13 protein-coding genes and 1 tRNA gene are annotated in these 17480 nt (G+C 67.6%); 3 read left to right on the top strand and 11 right to left on the bottom strand.

Going from position 1 to position 17480, the window contains the following annotated elements; genetic code table 11:
- Positions 1-254: 254 nt before the first annotated feature.
- From EAO73_RS06165 to EAO73_RS06115, 10 genes are all read right to left on the bottom strand, one after another.
- A complete protein-coding gene (locus EAO73_RS06165; RefSeq protein ID WP_147970442.1) occupies positions 255-4154 on the bottom strand; it encodes a DNA-directed RNA polymerase subunit beta' in 3900 nt (1299 codons plus the stop codon).
- Between the two features lie 130 nt (positions 4155-4284).
- Positions 4285-7770, bottom strand: coding sequence for a DNA-directed RNA polymerase subunit beta (gene rpoB / locus EAO73_RS06160; protein WP_147970441.1), 3486 nt, complete (start codon positions 7768-7770; stop codon positions 4285-4287).
- Positions 7771-8365: 595 nt separating this feature from the next.
- The gene (gene rplL, locus EAO73_RS06150; RefSeq protein WP_147970440.1) at positions 8366-8749 is read right to left on the bottom strand and encodes a 50S ribosomal protein L7/L12; all 384 of its coding nucleotides are present in this window, start codon (positions 8747-8749) and stop codon (positions 8366-8368) included.
- Between the two features lie 84 nt (positions 8750-8833).
- Positions 8834-9391, bottom strand: coding sequence for a 50S ribosomal protein L10 (gene rplJ / locus EAO73_RS06145; RefSeq protein WP_018101258.1), 558 nt, complete (start codon positions 9389-9391; stop codon positions 8834-8836).
- Between the two features lie 293 nt (positions 9392-9684).
- Positions 9685-10593: a hypothetical protein gene (locus EAO73_RS06140; RefSeq protein ID WP_147970439.1), complete on the bottom strand. Its 909-nt coding sequence runs from the start codon at positions 10591-10593 to the stop codon at positions 9685-9687.
- Positions 10594-10751: 158 nt separating this feature from the next.
- Entirely contained in the window at positions 10752-11474 is a 723-nt protein-coding gene (gene rplA / locus EAO73_RS06135; RefSeq protein WP_018519321.1) for a 50S ribosomal protein L1, read from the bottom strand.
- An 80-nt stretch (positions 11475-11554) separates the two neighbouring features.
- Positions 11555-11989: a 50S ribosomal protein L11 gene (rplK, locus tag EAO73_RS06130; protein WP_010058817.1), complete on the bottom strand. Its 435-nt coding sequence runs from the start codon at positions 11987-11989 to the stop codon at positions 11555-11557.
- Positions 11990-12164: 175 nt separating this feature from the next.
- Positions 12165-13004, bottom strand: a complete 840-nt coding sequence (gene nusG, locus EAO73_RS06125) for a transcription termination/antitermination protein NusG (protein WP_147970438.1) — start codon at positions 13002-13004, stop codon at positions 12165-12167.
- Between the two features lie 71 nt (positions 13005-13075).
- Positions 13076-13363, bottom strand: coding sequence for a preprotein translocase subunit SecE (secE, locus tag EAO73_RS06120; protein ID WP_147970437.1), 288 nt, complete (start codon positions 13361-13363; stop codon positions 13076-13078).
- Between the two features lie 106 nt (positions 13364-13469).
- Positions 13470-13542 (bottom strand) — tRNA-Trp (locus EAO73_RS06115).
- 225 nt (positions 13543-13767) lie between these two features.
- Here EAO73_RS06115 and EAO73_RS06110 point away from each other — a divergent pair.
- Both EAO73_RS06110 and EAO73_RS06105 read left to right on the top strand, forming a co-directional pair.
- Complete coding sequence (locus EAO73_RS06110; RefSeq protein ID WP_093707171.1) at positions 13768-14994, top strand: pyridoxal phosphate-dependent aminotransferase; 1227 nt, start codon at positions 13768-13770, stop codon at positions 14992-14994.
- A gap of 124 nt (positions 14995-15118) precedes the next feature.
- Positions 15119-16141: an adenosine deaminase gene (locus tag EAO73_RS06105; protein WP_147970436.1), complete on the top strand. Its 1023-nt coding sequence runs from the start codon at positions 15119-15121 to the stop codon at positions 16139-16141.
- A 4-nt stretch (positions 16142-16145) separates the two neighbouring features.
- Here the strand turns inward: EAO73_RS06105 and EAO73_RS06100 are convergent, their stop codons facing one another.
- Positions 16146-16745: a TetR/AcrR family transcriptional regulator gene (locus EAO73_RS06100; RefSeq protein WP_147970435.1), complete on the bottom strand. Its 600-nt coding sequence runs from the start codon at positions 16743-16745 to the stop codon at positions 16146-16148.
- An 88-nt stretch (positions 16746-16833) separates the two neighbouring features.
- Between EAO73_RS06100 and EAO73_RS06095 the strand changes: the two genes are divergently transcribed.
- Complete coding sequence (locus tag EAO73_RS06095) at positions 16834-17469, top strand: NAD(P)-dependent oxidoreductase (RefSeq protein WP_147970434.1); 636 nt, start codon at positions 16834-16836, stop codon at positions 17467-17469.
- The last annotated feature ends 11 nt before the right edge of the window (positions 17470-17480 follow it).

The raw sequence follows: 17480 nt of genomic DNA, 5'->3' as shown, positions 1-17480 counted from the left end.
CCTACCTCACGGACCTGGGTCAAAACAAATGGTGTCCAGCCGGGCCCGCCGGCCGGGCCGTCCGGCTTGTCCCGACCCGTACGGATGCCACGCGGCCCCGTGAGGCCACCTCAGAGCCCCGTACGGGCCCTGCTGCCGGGCCCGTGACCCCCGGCGGCCCCGGCGCCCCTGGTGGCGCTGTGACGTATCACACGCCGGAGGGCGGCCACCCCGCGTACGGGGTGACCGCCCTCCGGTCGTATCAGGCGACTCGCTTACTGGTTGTACGGACCGTAGTCGTAGTCCTCCAGCGGAACGGCCTGGCCGGAGCCCGTGCCGAACGGCGAGTAGTCGATGTCGTCGTAGCCGACGGCCGAGTACATCGCGGCCTTGGCCTCCTCGGTCGGCTCGACCCGGATGTTGCGGTAGCGGGACAGGCCCGTACCGGCCGGGATGAGCTTACCGATGATGACGTTCTCCTTGAGGCCGATGAGGCTGTCGGACTTGGCGTTGATCGCCGCGTCCGTCAGCACTCGGGTCGTCTCCTGGAAGGAGGCGGCCGACAGCCAGGACTCCGTCGCCAGCGAGGCCTTGGTGATACCCATCAGCTGCGGACGGCCGGAGGCGGGGTGACCGCCCTCGGTGACCACACGACGGTTCTCGGTCTCGAACTTCGAGCGCTCGACGAGCTCGCCCGGCAGCAGCTCCGCGTCGCCGGACTCGATGATCGTCACGCGGCGGAGCATCTGCCGGATGATGATCTCGATGTGCTTGTCGTGGATCGACACGCCCTGCGAGTTGTAGACCTTCTGGACCTCGCCGACCAGGTGGACCTGGACCGCGCGCTGGCCGAGGATGCGCAGCACGTCGTGCGGGTTGGTGGCACCCACGGTGAGCTTCTGGCCCACCTCGACGTGGTCGCCCTCGCCCACCAGGAGACGGGCACGCTTGGAGATCGGGAAGGCGATCTCGTCGCTGCCGTCGTCCGGGGTGACGACGAGCTTCTTGGTCTTCTCGGTCTCCTCGATGCGGACACGGCCCGCGGACTCGGAGATCGGGGCGACGCCCTTCGGCGTACGCGCCTCGAAGAGCTCGACGACACGCGGCAGACCCTGGGTGATGTCGTCACCGGCCACACCACCGGTGTGGAAGGTACGCATCGTCAGCTGGGTACCGGGCTCACCGATGGACTGGGCGGCGATGATGCCGACCGCCTCACCGATGTCGACCAGCTTGCCGGTGGCGAGCGAGCGTCCGTAGCAGAAGGCACAGGTGCCGACCGCGGACTCACAGGTCAGGACCGAGCGGGTCTTGACCTCCTCGACGCCGGCGCCCACCAGGGCGTCGATCAGGACGTCACCGAGGTCGACGTTGGCAGGCGCGATGACCTTGCCGTCGACGACGACGTCCTCGGCGAGCATGCGGGCGTAGACCGAGGTCTCGACGTCGTCCGTCTTGCGGAGGACACCGTCGGCACCCTTGACGGCGATCTTCAGCTTGAGGCCGCGGTCGGTGCCGCAGTCCTCCTCGCGAATGATCACGTCCTGCGAGACGTCCACCAGACGACGGGTCAGGTAACCCGAGTCGGCGGTACGCAGGGCGGTGTCCGCCAGACCCTTACGGGCACCGTGCGTGGAGATGAAGTACTCCAGAACGGTGAGGCCCTCACGGAACGACGCCTTGATGGGACGCGGAATCGTCTCGTTCTTGGCGTTGGACACCAGACCACGCATACCGGCGATCTGACGCATCTGCATCATGTTTCCTCGGGCACCCGAGTCAACCATCATGAAGATGGGGTTCGTCTTGGGGAAGTTCTCGTTCATGGCCTCGGCAACCTCGTTGGTCGCCTTGGTCCAGATCGCGATGAGCTCCTGCGTGCGCTCGTCCTTGGTGATCAGACCGCGCTCGTACTGCTTCTGGACCTTCTCGTCCTGCTCCTCGTAGCCCTTGACGATGGCCTTCTTGGCCTCGGGCACGACGACGTCGGAGATGGCCACGGTGACGCCCGAACGGGTCGCCCAGTGGAAGCCGGCCGCCTTCAGGTTGTCGAGCGTCGCCGCCACGATGACCTTGGGGTAGCGCTCGGCGAGGTCGTTGACGATCTCGGAGAGCTGCTTCTTGCCGACCGAGTAGTCGACGAACGGGTAGTCCTCGGGCAGCAGCTCGTTGAAGAGCGCGCGACCCAGGCTCGTCCGCAGCCGGAAGGTGTCACCCGGCTGGTACTCGGGCTCGCCCTCCTCGGCGACCGGCGGCACCCAGCCACGCGGCGGGATGGTGCCCACCGGGAAGCGGATGTCGACGGACGACTGGAGCGCCAGCTCGCCGGCGTCGAACGCCATGATCGCCTCGGCCGTGGAGCCGAACGCGCGGCCCTCGCCCTTGGTGTCACGCAGCTCGCCGTCGGTGGTCAGGAAGAACAGGCCCAGCACCATGTCCTGGGTCGGCATGGTGACGGGACGACCGTCGGCCGGCTTCAGGATGTTGTTCGAGGACAGCATCAGGATGCGGGCCTCGGCCTGCGCCTCCGCGGAGAGCGGCAGGTGCACGGCCATCTGGTCACCGTCGAAGTCCGCGTTGAACGCGGTGCAGACGAGCGGGTGGATCTGGATGGCCTTGCCCTCGACCAGCTGCGGCTCGAAGGCCTGGATGCCGAGGCGGTGCAGGGTGGGCGCACGGTTCAGCAGCACCGGGTGCTCGGCGATGACCTCTTCGAGGACGTCGTACACCACGGTGCGGCCGCGCTCGACCATGCGCTTGGCCGACTTGATGTTCTGCGCGTGGTTCAGGTCCACCAGGCGCTTCATCACGAACGGCTTGAAGAGCTCCAGCGCCATCGCCTTCGGCAGACCGCACTGGTGCAGCTTGAGCTGCGGACCGACGACGATCACGGAACGCGCGGAGTAGTCCACGCGCTTGCCGAGGAGGTTCTGACGGAAACGACCCTGCTTGCCCTTCAGCATGTCGCTGAGGGACTTCAGGGGGCGGTTGCCGGGGCCGGTGACCGGACGGCCACGACGACCGTTGTCGAAGAGGGCGTCCACGGCCTCCTGGAGCATGCGCTTCTCGTTGTTCACGATGATCTCGGGCGCGCCGAGGTCGAGAAGCCGCTTCAGGCGGTTGTTGCGGTTGATCACGCGGCGGTACAGGTCGTTCAGGTCGGAGGTCGCGAAGCGGCCACCGTCCAGCTGCACCATCGGACGCAGGTCCGGCGGGATGACCGGCACGCAGTCGAGCACCATGCCCTTGGGCTTGTTGCTGGTCTGCAGGAACGCGGAGACGACCTTGAGGCGCTTGAGCGCACGGGTCTTCTTCTGGCCCTTGCCGGTACGGATGATCTCGCGGAGGCGCTCGGCCTCCTCGTCGAGGTCGAAGGACTCCAGGCGCTTCTGCAGCGCGGCGGCGCCCATGCAGCCGTCGAAGTACGTGCCGAAGCGGTCACGCAGCTCGCGGTAGAGCAGCTCGTCGCCCTCCAGGTCCTGGACCTTGAGGTTCTTGAAGCGGCTCCACACCTCGTCGAGGCGGTCGATCTCGCGCTGCGCACGGTCGCGCAGCTGCTTCATCTCGCGCTCGGCACCCTCGCGCACCTTGCGGCGCACGTCGGCCTTGGCGCCCTCGGCCTCCAGCTCGGCCAGGTCGGTCTCGAGCTTCTTGGCGCGGTTCTCCAGGTCGGAGTCGCGGCGGTTCTCGATCTGCTGGCGCTCGACGGAGACGTGCGCCTCCAGCGACGGGAGGTCGCGGGTGCGGCGCTCCTCGTCGACGAACGTGATCATGTACGCGGCGAAGTAGATGACCTTCTCGAGGTCCTTCGGCGCGAGGTCCAGCAGGTAGCCCAGGCGCGACGGGACGCCCTTGAAGTACCAGATGTGGGTGACGGGAGCGGCAAGCTCGATGTGGCCCATGCGCTCACGGCGCACCTTGGCGCGGGTGACCTCGACGCCACAGCGCTCACAGATGATGCCCTTGAAGCGGACACGCTTGTACTTGCCGCAGTAGCACTCCCAGTCCCGGGTCGGACCGAAGATCTTCTCGCAGAAGAGTCCGTCCTTTTCGGGCTTGAGGGTGCGGTAGTTGATGGTCTCCGGCTTCTTGACCTCGCCGTGGGACCAGGTCCGGATGTCGTCCGCGGTGGCAAGGCCGATCCGCAGCTCGTCGAAGAAGTTGACGTCGAGCACTTGTCGTCAATCCCTCTTTCGGGGGTTCGAGCCCCCTCGCGTCACGCGAGTAAATCGGGGCACTTCAGCAATGGTCTGAACGGGTCCGGGGAGAGCCGGCCGGATCACGGGGATCCGGCCGGCCAACCCGTCAGACCTCTTCGACGCTGCTCGGCTCGCGCCGGGACAGGTCGATACCGAGCTCCTCCGCCGCGCGGAAGACGTCCTCGTCCGTGTCGCGCATCTCGATGGACATGCCGTCCGAGGACAGCACCTCCACGTTGAGGCAGAGCGACTGCATTTCCTTGATGAGCACCTTGAAGGACTCGGGAATGCCCGGCTCGGGGATGTTCTCGCCCTTGACGATCGCCTCGTAGACCTTCACGCGGCCGGTGACGTCGTCGGACTTGATCGTCAGGAGTTCCTGGAGGGCGTATGCGGCGCCGTATGCCTCAAGGGCCCACACCTCCATCTCACCGAATCGCTGACCACCGAACTGCGCCTTACCACCCAGCGGCTGCTGCGTGATCATGGAGTACGGGCCGGTCGAACGCGCGTGGAGCTTGTCGTCGACCAGGTGGTGCAGCTTGAGGATGTACATGTAGCCGACCGAGACCGGGTCCGGGAACGGCTCGCCGGAGCGGCCGTCGAACAGCTTGGCCTTGCCGGAGGGCTGCACCAGACGCATGCCGTCGCGGTTCGGGATCGTGGCCTCGAAGAGACCGGAGATCTCGTCCTCGCGCGCACCGTCGAAGACGGGCGTGGCGACGTTGGTGCCGGGGGCGACCTGGTCGGCGCCGATGGCCTGCAGGCGCTTGGCCCACTCGTCACCGAGGCCGGAGACGTCCCAGCCGCGGCTGGCGAGCCAGCCGAGGTGGATCTCCAGCACCTGTCCCGGGTTCATTCGGGACGGGACACCCAGCGGGTTGAGGATGATGTCGACCGGGGTGCCGTCCTCCAGGAACGGCATGTCCTCGATCGGCAGGATCTTCGAGATGACGCCCTTGTTGCCGTGACGGCCGGCGAGCTTGTCACCGTCGGTGATCTTGCGCTTCTGCGCGACGTAGACGCGGACCAGCTGGTTCACGCCCGGCGGCAGCTCGTCGCCCTCTTCGCGGTCGAAGACGCGGACGCCGATGACCTTGCCGATCTCACCGTGCGGCACCTTCAGCGAGGTGTCGCGGACCTCGCGCGCCTTCTCACCGAAGATCGCGCGGAGCAGGCGCTCCTCGGGGGTCAGCTCGGTCTCGCCCTTGGGCGTGACCTTGCCGACGAGGATGTCGCCGGCGACGACCTCGGCACCGATACGGATGATGCCGCGCTCGTCGAGGTCGGCGAGGACCTCCTCGGAGACGTTCGGGATGTCCCGGGTGATCTCCTCGGGGCCGAGCTTGGTGTCACGGGCGTCGACCTCGTGCTCCTCGATGTGGATCGAGGAGAGGACGTCGTCCTGCACGAGGCGCTGCGACAGGATGATCGCGTCCTCGTAGTTGTGACCCTCCCACGGCATGAACGCCACGAGCAGGTTCTTGCCGAGCGCCATCTCACCGAACTCGGTGGCCGGACCGTCGGCGAGCACCTGGCCCTCGATGACCCGGTCGCCCTCGGAGACGACGACCTTCTGGTTGACCGAGGTGCCCTGGTTGGAGCGCATGAACTTGGCGATGCGGTACGTGGTGTACGTGCCGTCGTCGTTGGTCACGGTGATGTAGTCCGCGGAGACCTCCTGGACCACACCGTCCTTCTCGGCCTTCAGCACGTCACCGGCGTCGGTGGCGCAGCGGTACTCCATGCCGGTGCCGACGAGCGGGGCCTCGCTCTTGATGAGCGGGACCGCCTGGCGCATCATGTTCGCGCCCATGAGGGCACGGTTGGCGTCGTCGTGCTCCAGGAACGGGATCATCGCGGTGGCGACGGACACCATCTGGCGCGGCGAGACGTCCATGTAGTCGACCTCGTCACCGGGGACGTAGTCGACCTCACCGCCGCGGCGGCGGACCAGCACGCGGGGCTCGGTGAACCGCAGCTCGTCGGAGAGCGTCGCGTTCGCCTGGGCGATGACGAAACGGTCTTCCTCGTCGGCGGTGATGTAGTCGACCTCGTCGGTGACCTGGCCGTCGACGACCTTGCGGTACGGCGTCTCGATGAAGCCGAACGCGTTGACGCGGCCGTACGAGGCGAGCGAACCGATCAGACCGATGTTCGGGCCTTCGGGGGTCTCGATCGGGCACATGCGTCCGTAGTGGGACGGGTGCACGTCACGGACCTCGAAGCCGGCCCGCTCACGGGAGAGACCACCCGGGCCAAGAGCCGACAGACGGCGCTTGTGGGTGAGACCCGACAGCGGGTTGTTCTGGTCCATGAACTGCGACAGCTGGCTGGTGCCGAAGAACTCCTTGATGGAGGCGACGACCGGCCGGATGTTGATCAGGGTCTGCGGCGTGATCGCCTCGACGTCCTGGGTCGTCATGCGCTCGCGCACGACGCGCTCCATACGGGCGAGACCCGTACGGACCTGGTTCTGGATGAGCTCGCCGACGTTGCGCAGGCGGCGGTTGCCGAAGTGGTCGATGTCGTCGGTCTCGACGACGATCGTCCGGCCGGACTCGCCGACCGTCTCGGTCTCACCGGCGTGCAGCTTGACCAGGTACTTGATGGTCGCGATGACGTCGTCGGTGGTGAGCACGCCGGCGTCCAGCGGCTCGTCGGCGCCGAGCTTCTTGTTCACCTTGTAGCGGCCGACCTTCGCGAGGTCGTAGCGCTTCGGGTTGAAGTAGAGGTTCTCGAGCAGCGTCTGAGCGGCCTCGCGGGTGGGCGGCTCGCCCGGACGGAGCTTGCGGTAGATGTCGAGCAGCGCGTCGTCCTGGCCCTGGGTGTGGTCCTTCTCCAGGGTGGCGCGCATCGACTCGTACTCGCCGAACTCCTCGAGGATCTGCTCGGTGGTCCAGCCGAGAGCCTTCAGGAGGACGGTGACGGACTGCTTGCGCTTGCGGTCGATGCGGACACCGACCATGTCGCGCTTGTCGATCTCCATCTCCAGCCAGGCACCCCGGGACGGGATGATCTTGGCGGAGAAGATGTCCTTGTCGGACGTCTTGTCGATCGACGAGTCGAAGTAGACACCCGGCGAGCGGACCAGCTGCGACACCACGACACGCTCGGTGCCGTTGATGACGAAGGTGCCCTTGTTGGTCATGAGCGGGAAGTCGCCCATGAAGACCGTCTGGGACTTGATCTCGCCGGTCTCGTTGTTGGTGAACTCGGCCGTGACGAAGAGCGGGGCGGCGAACGTGAAGTCGCGCTCCTTGCACTCGTCGATCGAGTTCTTCGGGGGCTCGAAGCGGTGGTCGCGGAACGTGAGCGACATCGACCCGGAGAAGTCTTCGATCGGTGAGATCTCCTCGAAGATCTCCTCGAGGCCGGACTTGGTGGGGACGTCTTGTCCACTGTCCAGAGCAGCCTCGACGCGAGCCTTCCAGGCGGCATTGCCGAGGAGCCAGTCAAAGCTCTCGGTCTGCAGCGCGAGGAGGTTCGGAACCTCGAGGGGCTCCTTGATCTTTGCAAAAGAGATGCGCAGCGGGGCGGTGCTGGCGCCGTTGTTCGTATTCGCGGTCGAGGCGTTGCGCGAGGCGGCCAAGAGGGGGTCCTTCCGAGGGCTCGGACTCACTACGCGCGTACCGGTCCCAAACTGGACAGGTGGACAGATATCCCAGGTCAGGGATGCTTCGGTCCACGGTGCACAAAATGGGTATGCCCCTGGTGACGGGCAGGAGGCAGCTAACAGGCAGCGCAAAGGGTCAGTGTAGCCAAGTGCCACACTGATGTCCAGTCGGGGTTCTCAGAGACCCACGTTGCTCTCAACAGCTTGTTTCAACACCCTTGTCCAGCCCTGCGCGAGGTGCGCCCTTCTTTACTGCCCGCTTCGCCATCGATCCATGCCTCGGATTCGGATCGATTCGGCGACGCGCCTTGAGAATTGCGCGCCGCGTGCGGTTCGTCAAGGCCCCCTCGGCCCCGCCGGCCCTCGGGCCCCGCGCCCGCCGCCCTCGGCGGCGGCCCCGCGCCCCACGAGAGGCGCACGGCGAAGATCACCCTACTCGTCAACACGGGAAGGGCAAGGCACCCGCCACCGGTACGCCGAAAGGCGACCACCCGAACGGGTGATCGCCTTTCGCGATGTGACTCCGCGCCTCGCGGCACGGGGGTCCGAAGGAGTCAGACGACTCCTTGGATCACTTGACCTCGACGGAGGCGCCGGCGCCCTTGAGGGACTCGGCAGCCTTCTCCGCGGCGTCCTTGGCGACCTTCTCGAGGACGGGCTTCGGGGCGCCGTCGACGAGGTCCTTGGCCTCCTTCAGGCCGAGGGAGGTCAGCTCGCGCACGACCTTGATGACCTGGATCTTCTTGTCACCGGCGGCGGTGAGAATGACGTCGAACTCGTCCTTCTCCTCCTCGGCCGGGGCGGCCGGGCCGGCCTGGCCGGGGCCCGCGACGGCGACGGCCGCGGCGGCGGTGACGTCGAACTTCTCCTCGAAGGCCTTCACGAACTCGGAGAGCTCGATGAGGGTGAGCTCCTCGAACTGAGCGAGCAGGTCTTCCTGGCTGAGCTTCGCCATGACAGGCGTCCTTCCACTATTCGGCAGGTGCCGGATGTATATGTCGGCGGGCGTACGTGGGGCCCGCTGGACCGCTGAGCGTGATTACTCGGCGGCCTCGGCGGGAGCCGGCGTACCGGCACCGCCCTGCTCCTCCAGCTTGACGCGAAGCGCTTCCGCGGTGCGGACGAACTTCGACGGCAGCGCCTGGAAGAGCTGCGCAGCCTGAGTCTGCTTGCCCTTCATGGCACCGGCCAGCTTGGCGAGCAGAACCTCGCGGGACTCGAGGTCCGCGAGCTGCTTGATGTCATCGGCGGACAGCGCCTTACCGTCAAGGACACCGCCCTTGATGATCAGGTTCGGGTTGTCCTTGGCGAAGTCACGAAGACCCTTCGCCGACTCCACCGGGTCACCGGTGACGAAGGCAACCGCCGTCGGACCTGCGAACAGGTCGTCCAGCGTGTCGATCCCGGCCTCGTTGGCCGCAATCTTGGTCAGCGTGTTCTTCACCACGGCGTACTGGGCGTTCTCACCGAGCGAACGGCGCAGCTGCTTGAGCTGTGCCACGGTGAGACCCCGGTACTCGGTCAGCACGGCGGCGTTCGAGCTGCGGAACTGGTCCGCGAGCTCGGCTACCGCTGCAGCCTTGTCGGGCCTTGCCATAGCGTCGGCCTCCTTCCGGGTGATGAGGACCGCTCGAAAGGACCCGGAAAGACGAAACGCCCCGGCGCGGGCGCCAGGGCGTAGCTCGACCGAAACGAAGTCCGGGAGCTTTCCACAGTCACCTGCGCAGGTCGTCCGCATCAACGGAGCCTTCGGTTGCCCGAACCCTTACGGATTCAGGACAACGACCAGCGGTCTTTGGCTTCTGCAGAAGAGTACGCGACTCGGGTCGCGTCGGGCAAATCCGTCCCGCTTCGAGCGGGCCCGGGAGGTTTGAACCCGGCGGGACCGGGTTATGAGGTGGCGCCCTGCTGCTGCTTCATCAGCTCGGTGAACTCGATGGTCTGGTCGGCCGGCGGGTGCTCGACGGACACCTTGATCCCGTAATCGCTGTAGTACACCGTGGAGTTGAGCTCGCCGGTCTTCATCTCGCCGCGCTCGGTCTTCTTCACCAGCAGGTCGTTCTCGTCGACCCAGATGTCGACGGTCTCCGTGGTGATCCCGGCGTCGGCCAGCTGCTTCTTGAGCGCGGTGACCTCGTCGGCGTCCAGGTTGCTGCTCTTCGCGGTCAGGTCGGCGACGTCGACCGTGCCCGAGTAGTGCGTGGCGCTGACACCGCGCACGTCCTCCTGGCCGACCTTCTTCACGTCGCCGGAGGCCAGCAGCGACTTCACACCCTGCTCCGGGGTGCTGGTCTCCAGCTGGTCCTTCATCGCCGCACCGGAGGCGCCGCCGATCTTGGCGAGGTCGTCGTAGGTGTAGCTGATCCAGCTCTTGCCGCCGGTCTGCTGGGCCATGGCCTCACCCATGTTGGCCGCGTACCCGCCCTTGAAGTAGCGGGCCTCCATCGTGCCGTCGCCGCCGAGCTGCTTCATGGAGTCGGCCATGGTGCCGCCGGTGTAGGTGATCTGCATGGTGCCGGTGATGCCGTCGGACCAGTCCATGGACCCCGACTGCTTCATGGACATCGCGCTGCCCATGGTCGTGGTGCCCTCGATTCGGGCCGAGTGCGCCTGGCCGGTCTTCTTCTGGACGGCGACCAGCGCGGCTATCGGGTCGGCCTTCACCACGGAACTGCCGCGGTTCTCCTTCTTGCTCCCGCCCTTGCCGCCGTCGTCCGATCCGCCACAGGCCGCGACCGATGTCAGCGCGGCCACCACGGCCACGGACAGACCCACGCGCCGTACGGTGTTGGTCAACATGTGCGATTCCACCCCTCGTTCGACTTTCGGCCGCCCACGCTAACGCAGGGCGCCGACAGTCATGTCCACGTACGAATGAGGACGAGCCCCGCACCTCGAAAGGTTGCGGGGCCCGTCCCATGTCACACGTGACGCGGCGGTCGTAAGAGCGCGAGGGCTCAGACGGCGGCCGGGTCCTCCTCGACGAGGAGGTTACGGGTGCGGTTGGAGTCCAGCGGAATGCCGGGGCCCATCGTGGTCGCCAGTGCGGCCTTCTTGATGTAGCGGCCCTTGGCGGCGGACGGCTTCAGACGGAGGACCTCTTCGAGCGCCGCTGCGTAGTTCTCCACCAGCTTGGTCTCGTCGAAGGAGACCTTGCCGATGATGAAGTGCAGGTTCGAGTGCTTGTCGACGCGGAACTCGATCTTGCCGCCCTTGATGTCGTTGACAGCCTTCACGACGTCGGGGGTGACGGTGCCGGTCTTCGGGTTCGGCATCAGACCACGCGGACCGAGCACGCGGCCGAGGCGGCCGACCTTGCCCATGAGGTCCGGGGTCGCGACGACGGCGTCGAAGTCCAGACGGCCCTTCGCCACCTCGTCGATGAGCTCGTCGGAGCCGACGATGTCGGCCCCGGCGGCTTCCGCGGCCGCAGCACGGTCACCGGTCGCGAAGACCAGGACCCGGGCGGTCTTGCCGGTGCCGTGCGGGAGGTTCACGGTGCCGCGGACCATCTGGTCGGCCTTGCGCGGGTCGACACCCAGGCGGAAGGCGACCTCGACGGTGCCGTCGAACTTCGTGGAGGCGGTCTCCTTGGCGAGACGGACGGCCTCGAGCGGGGCGTACAGGCGCTCCCGGTCGATCTTGGCGTCCGCAGCGCGGAGGTTCTTGCTGCGCTTCACTTCTACTCCTGTTGGTTTCAGAGTGTGGAGTCGTGGTGCGGACCAGCGCTTGGTCCTACCACTGAGGGGGTGGGGCTGAATCAGCCTTCGACCGTGATGCCCATGGAACGGGCGGTGCCGGCGATGATCTTCGACGCGGCGTCGAGGTCATTGGCGTTCAGGTCGGGGAGCTTCGTCGTGGCGATCTCGCGGACCTGGGCAGCCGTCAGCTTGGCGACCTTGGTCTTGTGCGGCTCGCCGGAGCCCTTGTCCACACCCGCGGCCTTGAGGATCAGCTTGGCGGCCGGCGGAGTCTTGGTGATGAAGGTGAAGGAGCGGTCCTCGTAGACCGTGATCTCCACCGGCACGACCATGCCACGCTGCGACTCGGTCGCGGCGTTGTAGGCCTTGCAGAACTCCATGATGTTGACGCCGTGCTGACCCAGTGCGGGGCCGACCGGCGGGGCCGGGTTGGCCGCACCGGCGTTGATCTGGAGCTTGATAAGCCCCGTGACCTTCTTCTTCTTGGGAGGCATGTGCTCTCTCCGGGTCCTAGTGAGAGTTTTCGCCGTCATCCGGTCATCCGGATGCAGGCATACCGCACAACGATAACGGGTATAGCTGCGCGACCAAAAACCAAGCAGGTCAGACCGGCTTCGACAGCCTGTCTGACCTGCTCGGTAGGCATGTGTCCAGAAGCGAGCGGAAAGCTCAGTTCTTCTGGATCTGGTCGAAGCTCAGCTCGACCGGGGTCTCGCGACCGAAGATCTCGACAAGGCCCTTGACCTTCTTCGAGTCGGCGTTGATCTCGTTGATCGTCGCCTGCAGCGTCGCGAACGGGCCGTCGGTGACGGTGACCGAGTCGCCGACCTCGAAGTCGAGGACCTCGACGGTGACCTTGCGCGCCGGAGCCGGCTTGCCCTCGGCCTCGGCGGCCTCACGGGCGGCCTTCTCCTCGGCCTCCGGAGCGAGCATCTTGACGATCTCGTCCAGCGTCAGCGGGTACGGGTCGTAGGCGTTGCCCACGAAGCCGGTGACGCCGGGGGTGTTGCGGACGACGCCCCAGGACTCGTTCGTCAGGTCCATGCGCACCAGGACGTAACCCGGGAGCTTGTTCTGCCGGACGTTCTTGCGCTCGCCGTTCTTGATCTGGACGATTTCCTCTTCAGGCACCTCGGCCTGGTAGATGAACTCCTCCACGTTCAGCGAGACGGCGCGCTGCTCCAGGTTGGCCTTCACACGCTTCTCGTAACCGGCGTACGTGTGGATGACGTACCACTCGCCCGGCAGACCGCGGAGCTCCTCGCGCAGGGCGGTGACGGGGTCGACGGGCTCGGCCGGCTCGGCCTCCCCCTCGTCGGCCTCGACCTCGGCCTCGGCGGCTTCGGCGGTGTCCTCGGTCTCCTCGGCGGCGGCCTCTTCGGCGTCGGCGGCTTCGGCCTGGTCCGACTCCTCGGCGTCCGCCGCCTCGACGATGTCGAGCTCGTCCTCGGCGGACTCGAAGGCGCCCGCCGTCGGCTCGACGGCGTCGTTCAGGTTCGGGTCAGACACGGTGGCTTCTTCCTGGATACATATGGGTGGAACATGCGAAAGGGGCGCCCATCAGGCGCCCTTCGCGTGGATCAGCCGAAGACGTACTTGACGACCCGCGCGAATCCGAAGTCAATCACGGTTACGAGGCCGATCATGACGACCACGAACACAATCACCACTGTGGTGTAAGTCGTCAGCTGGTTGCGCGTCGGCCAGACGACCTTGCGCAGCTCCGCGATGATCTGGCGGTAGAAGAGCGCGAGACGGCCCAGAGGGCCCTTCTTTCCGCGCTTGCCGCCCTTCCGGGTCTTCTTCTTCGACTCGGGGACTTCGTCCTCGGCATCAGGCATGTCGATGGAGCCCACGGCGTCCGTCACGCTTCTCACCTGATTCCGGGTCATGGCCGTGCCGCGCCCGGTGGAGCCGCACGGCGGTGCAGTGAAGTACGTACATGCGCACACATCCTGGCGAAGGAGTGTGTAGCAGGGCCGGAGGGACTTGAACCCCCAACCGCTGGTTTTGGAGACCAGTGCTCTACCAATTGAGCTACGACCCTTTGTGGTTTCCACCAACCTACCGCATGTTCCCGGATGACCCGAGTGCAGGAACGGTATGGCTGGTGAAGGCCAACGACAGGTGAGTGTACGTGCTCAGCGGCCCGGCGTCGAACAGATAGCTCCTGACCGCTCCTGGTCCCTTCGTGTCCGCATGCTGTCCGAGTGCTGTCCGGTCCCTGAAACCCCTGTGCCGACGCGGAAAACGGTCTGCGAGCATGGGGGGCATGAGCGCTGCTACTTCTCCGTCCGAGAGCCGGGTCTCCGCCCGCATCGGTGCCATCTCCGAGTCCGCCACCCTCGCCGTCGACGCCAAGGCCAAGGCCCTCAAGGCCGCCGGCCGTCCGGTGATCGGCTTCGGTGCCGGCGAGCCCGACTTCCCGACGCCCGGCTACATCGTCGACGCCGCGGTCGAGGCCTGCCGCACCCCGAAGTACCACCGCTACACCCCGGCGGGCGGGCTCCCCGAGCTCAAGGCCGCCATCGCGGAGAAGACGCTGCGCGACTCCGGGTACGAGGTCGACGCCTCCCAGATCCTGGTGACCAACGGCGGCAAGCAGGCGATCTACGAGGCGTTCGCCGCGATCCTCGACCCGGGCGACGAGGTCATCGTCCCGGCGCCCTACTGGACCACCTACCCCGAGTCGATCCGGCTGGCCGGCGGCGTCCCGGTGGAGGTCGTCGCCGACGAGACCACCGGTTACCGGGTCTCCGTGGAGCAGCTGGAGGCGGCCCGTACCGAGCGTACGAAGGTCGTCCTGTTCGTCTCCCCGTCGAACCCGACCGGCGCGGTCTACAGCGAGGCGGACGCCGAGGCGATCGGCCGCTGGGCCGTCGAGCACGGCCTGTGGGTGATGACCGACGAGATCTACGAGCACCTGGTCTACGGGGACGCGAAGTTCACCTCCCTGCCGGCGATCGTGCCCGAGCTGCGCGACAAGTGCATCGTGGTCAACGGCGTCGCCAAGACGTACGCGATGACCGGCTGGCGCGTCGGGTGGATCATCGGTCCCAAGGACGTCGTGAAGGCCGCGACCAACCTCCAGTCGCACGCCACGTCCAACGTCGCCAACGTCTCGCAGGCCGCCGCGCTGGCCGCCATCTCCGGGAACCTGGACGCGGTCGCCGAGATGCGCACCGCGTTCGACCGGCGCCGCAAGACCATCGTGCGGATGCTCAACGACATCGACGGCGTCTTCTGCCCGGAGCCCGAGGGCGCGTTCTACGCCTACCCCTCGGTGAAGGAACTGCTCGGCAAGGAGATCCGCGGCAAGCGCCCGGCGACCTCGGTCGAGCTGGCGGCGCTGATCCTGGACGAGGCCGAGGTGGCGGTGGTCCCGGGCGAGGCGTTCGGCACGCCGGGTTACCTGCGTCTGTCGTACGCGCTGGGCGACGACGACCTCGTCGAGGGCGTGTCGCGGCTCCAGAAGCTGCTGGGCGAGGCGAAGGCGTAACTCCGCCTCCTGCCCCGAGAAGCGACCCCCGGTTCCCGGGCCGGGGGTCGCTTTCGCGTTCGACGGGCAACTCGATGGGGAAAGCGGCTACCGCGCCACCCCGTCCGTGCGGCAGGATCTTGCAATGGAACGCGATGTACGTCTGTTGCCCAAGGCCCACCTGCACCTGCACTTCACCGGGTCGATGCGGCCCACGACGCTGCTGGAACTCGCCGACAAGTACGGGGTGCGGCTGCCCGAGGCCCTGACCGGCGGAGAGCCGCCCAAACTGCGTGCGACGGACGAACGGGGCTGGTTCCGCTTCCAGCGGCTCTACGACATCGCCCGGTCCTGCCTGCGGGCCCCCGAGGACATCCAGCGCCTCGTGCGCGAGGCCGCCCAGGAGGACGTGGCGGACGGGTCGGGCTGGCTGGAGATCCAGGTCGACCCCACCTCGTACGCGCCGCTGCTCGGCGGGCTGATTCCGGCGATCGAGATCATCCTGGACGCGGTGGACGCCGCCTCGCGCGAGACCGGGCTGCCGATCCGGGTGGTCATCGCGGCGAACCGGATGAAGCACCCGCTGGACGCCAGGACCCTCGCGCGCCTCGCCGTGCGGTACGCGGACCAGGGCGTCGTCGGCTTCGGCCTCTCCAACGACGAGCGGCGCGGGATGGCCCGCGACTTCGACCGGGCCTTCGCCATCGCGCGGGAGGGCGGCCTGCTCGCCGCTCCGCACGGGGGCGAGCTGTCGGGCCCTTCCAGCGTCCGGGACTGCCTGGACGACCTCGACGCGGCCCGGGTCGGGCACGGCGTGCGGGCGGCGGAGGACCCCCGGCTGATGCGCCGGCTGGCGGAGGCGGGGGTGACCTGCGAGGTGTGCCCCGCGTCGAACGTGGCGCTCGGCGTCTACGAGAAGCCCGCCGATGTACCCCTGCGCACCCTGTTCGACGCCGGGGTGCCGATGGCGCTCGGCGCGGACGACCCGCTGCTCTTCGGCTCCCGGCTGGCCGCGCAGTACGACCTGGTGCGCCGCCACCACGCGTTCACGGACGAGGAGCTGGCCGAGCTGGCCCGCCAGTCGGTACGGGGGTCGTCGGCGCCCGAGCCGGTGCGGGCGGAGCTGCTGGCGGGGGTCGACGCGTGGCTCGCGGAGCCGGTGGCCTGAGCTCTCAGTCCGCCAGGCCCCGGAGCAGGGTGCGGGCCAGGGACGCGGCGAAGTCGTCGAGCGACTGGGACGGCTCGCCGTCCGCCGTGGCGTCGTAGGCGAACGCGCGCTGGGCGCAGGCCCCCAGGAGCAGTGAGGCGGCCGCGTAGGTGTCGGCGTCGGCCCGGATGCGTCCGGCGGTCTGTTCGGCCCGCAGATAGCCGGCGACGCCGCGAATGGGCAGGTGGGGGCCGGTACCCAGCTCGCGCATGGCCGCGTCGTGGCGCTCCTTGAGCCTCGGTTCGGCGTACAGGGACGCGGCGATCGGGAAGCTCTGCTCGTAGAACAGGGCGGCCTGGCGGGCGATGACGGCGAGGTTCTCCTCGACCGACCGCTCCCCCGCGCCCGGGTCGTCGATGAGCTGCCGGAGGTCGATCTTGGGCAGCCGCTCCTTGAGGACCACCACGAACAGCTCCTCCTTGCTGAGGAAGTGCTTGTACAGCGCGGCCTCCGAGCAGCCCGCCGCCTTGGCGATCTCCTTGGTGGTGGTCCGGGCCAGACCCTTGGTGAGCATGAGCTGATGGGCGGCGTCGACGAGACGCACGCGGGCCGGCTTCTGCTCCATGTGTGCTCCAACAAAGCTTGACGGGTGGGTGAATACCCACTCACTCTAGAGGTGAGTGAATACTTACCCACCTTGGGAGGGGTGTGACATGAAGCTCACGGTGTTCGGTGCGACAGGCGGTATCGGTCAGGAGATCGTCCGCCAGGCGGTGGCGGCGGGGCACGAGGTGACGGCGGTGGTCCGCGATCCCGCGCGGCTCCCGGTCCCGCTCTCGGACGTCACCGTCCACACGGCGGCCCGGGTCGACGACCCGGAGGCGCTGCGCGAGGCGGTGGCGGGGCGCGACGCGGTCCTCTCCGGCCTCGGCGCGAAGGGCCGCAAGGCGGACGGAATCGCGGAGCGGCTGACCCGCTCCGTGCTGACGGCGATGGAGGCGGAGGGCACCCGGCGGCTGCTGGTGGTCAGCGCCGCCCCGGTCGCCCCGGAGCCCGCCGACGACCCGCTGCTCGACCGGATGATGCTCTCGATGATCGGCGCGATCCTCAAGGAGGTGTACGCGGACCTCACCGCGATGGAGGCGGCGCTCGCGGCCTCCGCCACGGACTGGACGTCGGTGCGGCCCCCGAAGCTCACGAACGGGCCGCTGACGGGCACGTACCGGACGGTGGTCGGGAGCAACCCGCGCAGCGGCCGGTCCATCTCCCGGGCCGACGTGGCGCACGCGATGCTGGCGCTGATCGACGACCCGGCGTCGGTGAAGCAGGGCGTGGGCGTGGCGTACTGAAGCCCCCGGAG

It is taken from the genome of Streptomyces sp. col6 (assembly GCF_008042035.1).
In the GTDB taxonomy this organism is placed as follows: Bacteria; Actinomycetota; Actinomycetes; order Streptomycetales; family Streptomycetaceae; genus Streptomyces.
This window is presented reverse-complemented; position numbering and strand designations above follow the sequence as displayed.

Excerpts from the sequence above, each read along its gene's own strand:
- EAO73_RS06105 (WP_147970436.1), top strand. The coding sequence starts at position 15,119 with ATGGAACGCGATGTACGTCTGTTGCCCAAGGCCCACCTGCACCTGCAC.
- EAO73_RS06095 (WP_147970434.1), top strand. The coding sequence starts at position 16,834 with ATGAAGCTCACGGTGTTCGGTGCGACAGGCGGTATCGGTCAGGAGATC.
- rplJ (WP_018101258.1), bottom strand. The coding sequence starts at position 9,391 with ATGGCAAGGCCCGACAAGGCTGCAGCGGTAGCCGAGCTCGCGGACCAG.
- rplK (WP_010058817.1), bottom strand. The coding sequence starts at position 11,989 with ATGCCTCCCAAGAAGAAGAAGGTCACGGGGCTTATCAAGCTCCAGATC.
- EAO73_RS06100 (WP_147970435.1), bottom strand. The coding sequence starts at position 16,745 with ATGGAGCAGAAGCCGGCCCGCGTGCGTCTCGTCGACGCCGCCCATCAG.
- EAO73_RS06140 (WP_147970439.1), bottom strand. The coding sequence starts at position 10,593 with ATGTTGACCAACACCGTACGGCGCGTGGGTCTGTCCGTGGCCGTGGTG.
- EAO73_RS06110 (WP_093707171.1), top strand. The coding sequence starts at position 13,768 with ATGAGCGCTGCTACTTCTCCGTCCGAGAGCCGGGTCTCCGCCCGCATC.
- rplL (WP_147970440.1), bottom strand. The coding sequence starts at position 8,749 with ATGGCGAAGCTCAGCCAGGAAGACCTGCTCGCTCAGTTCGAGGAGCTC.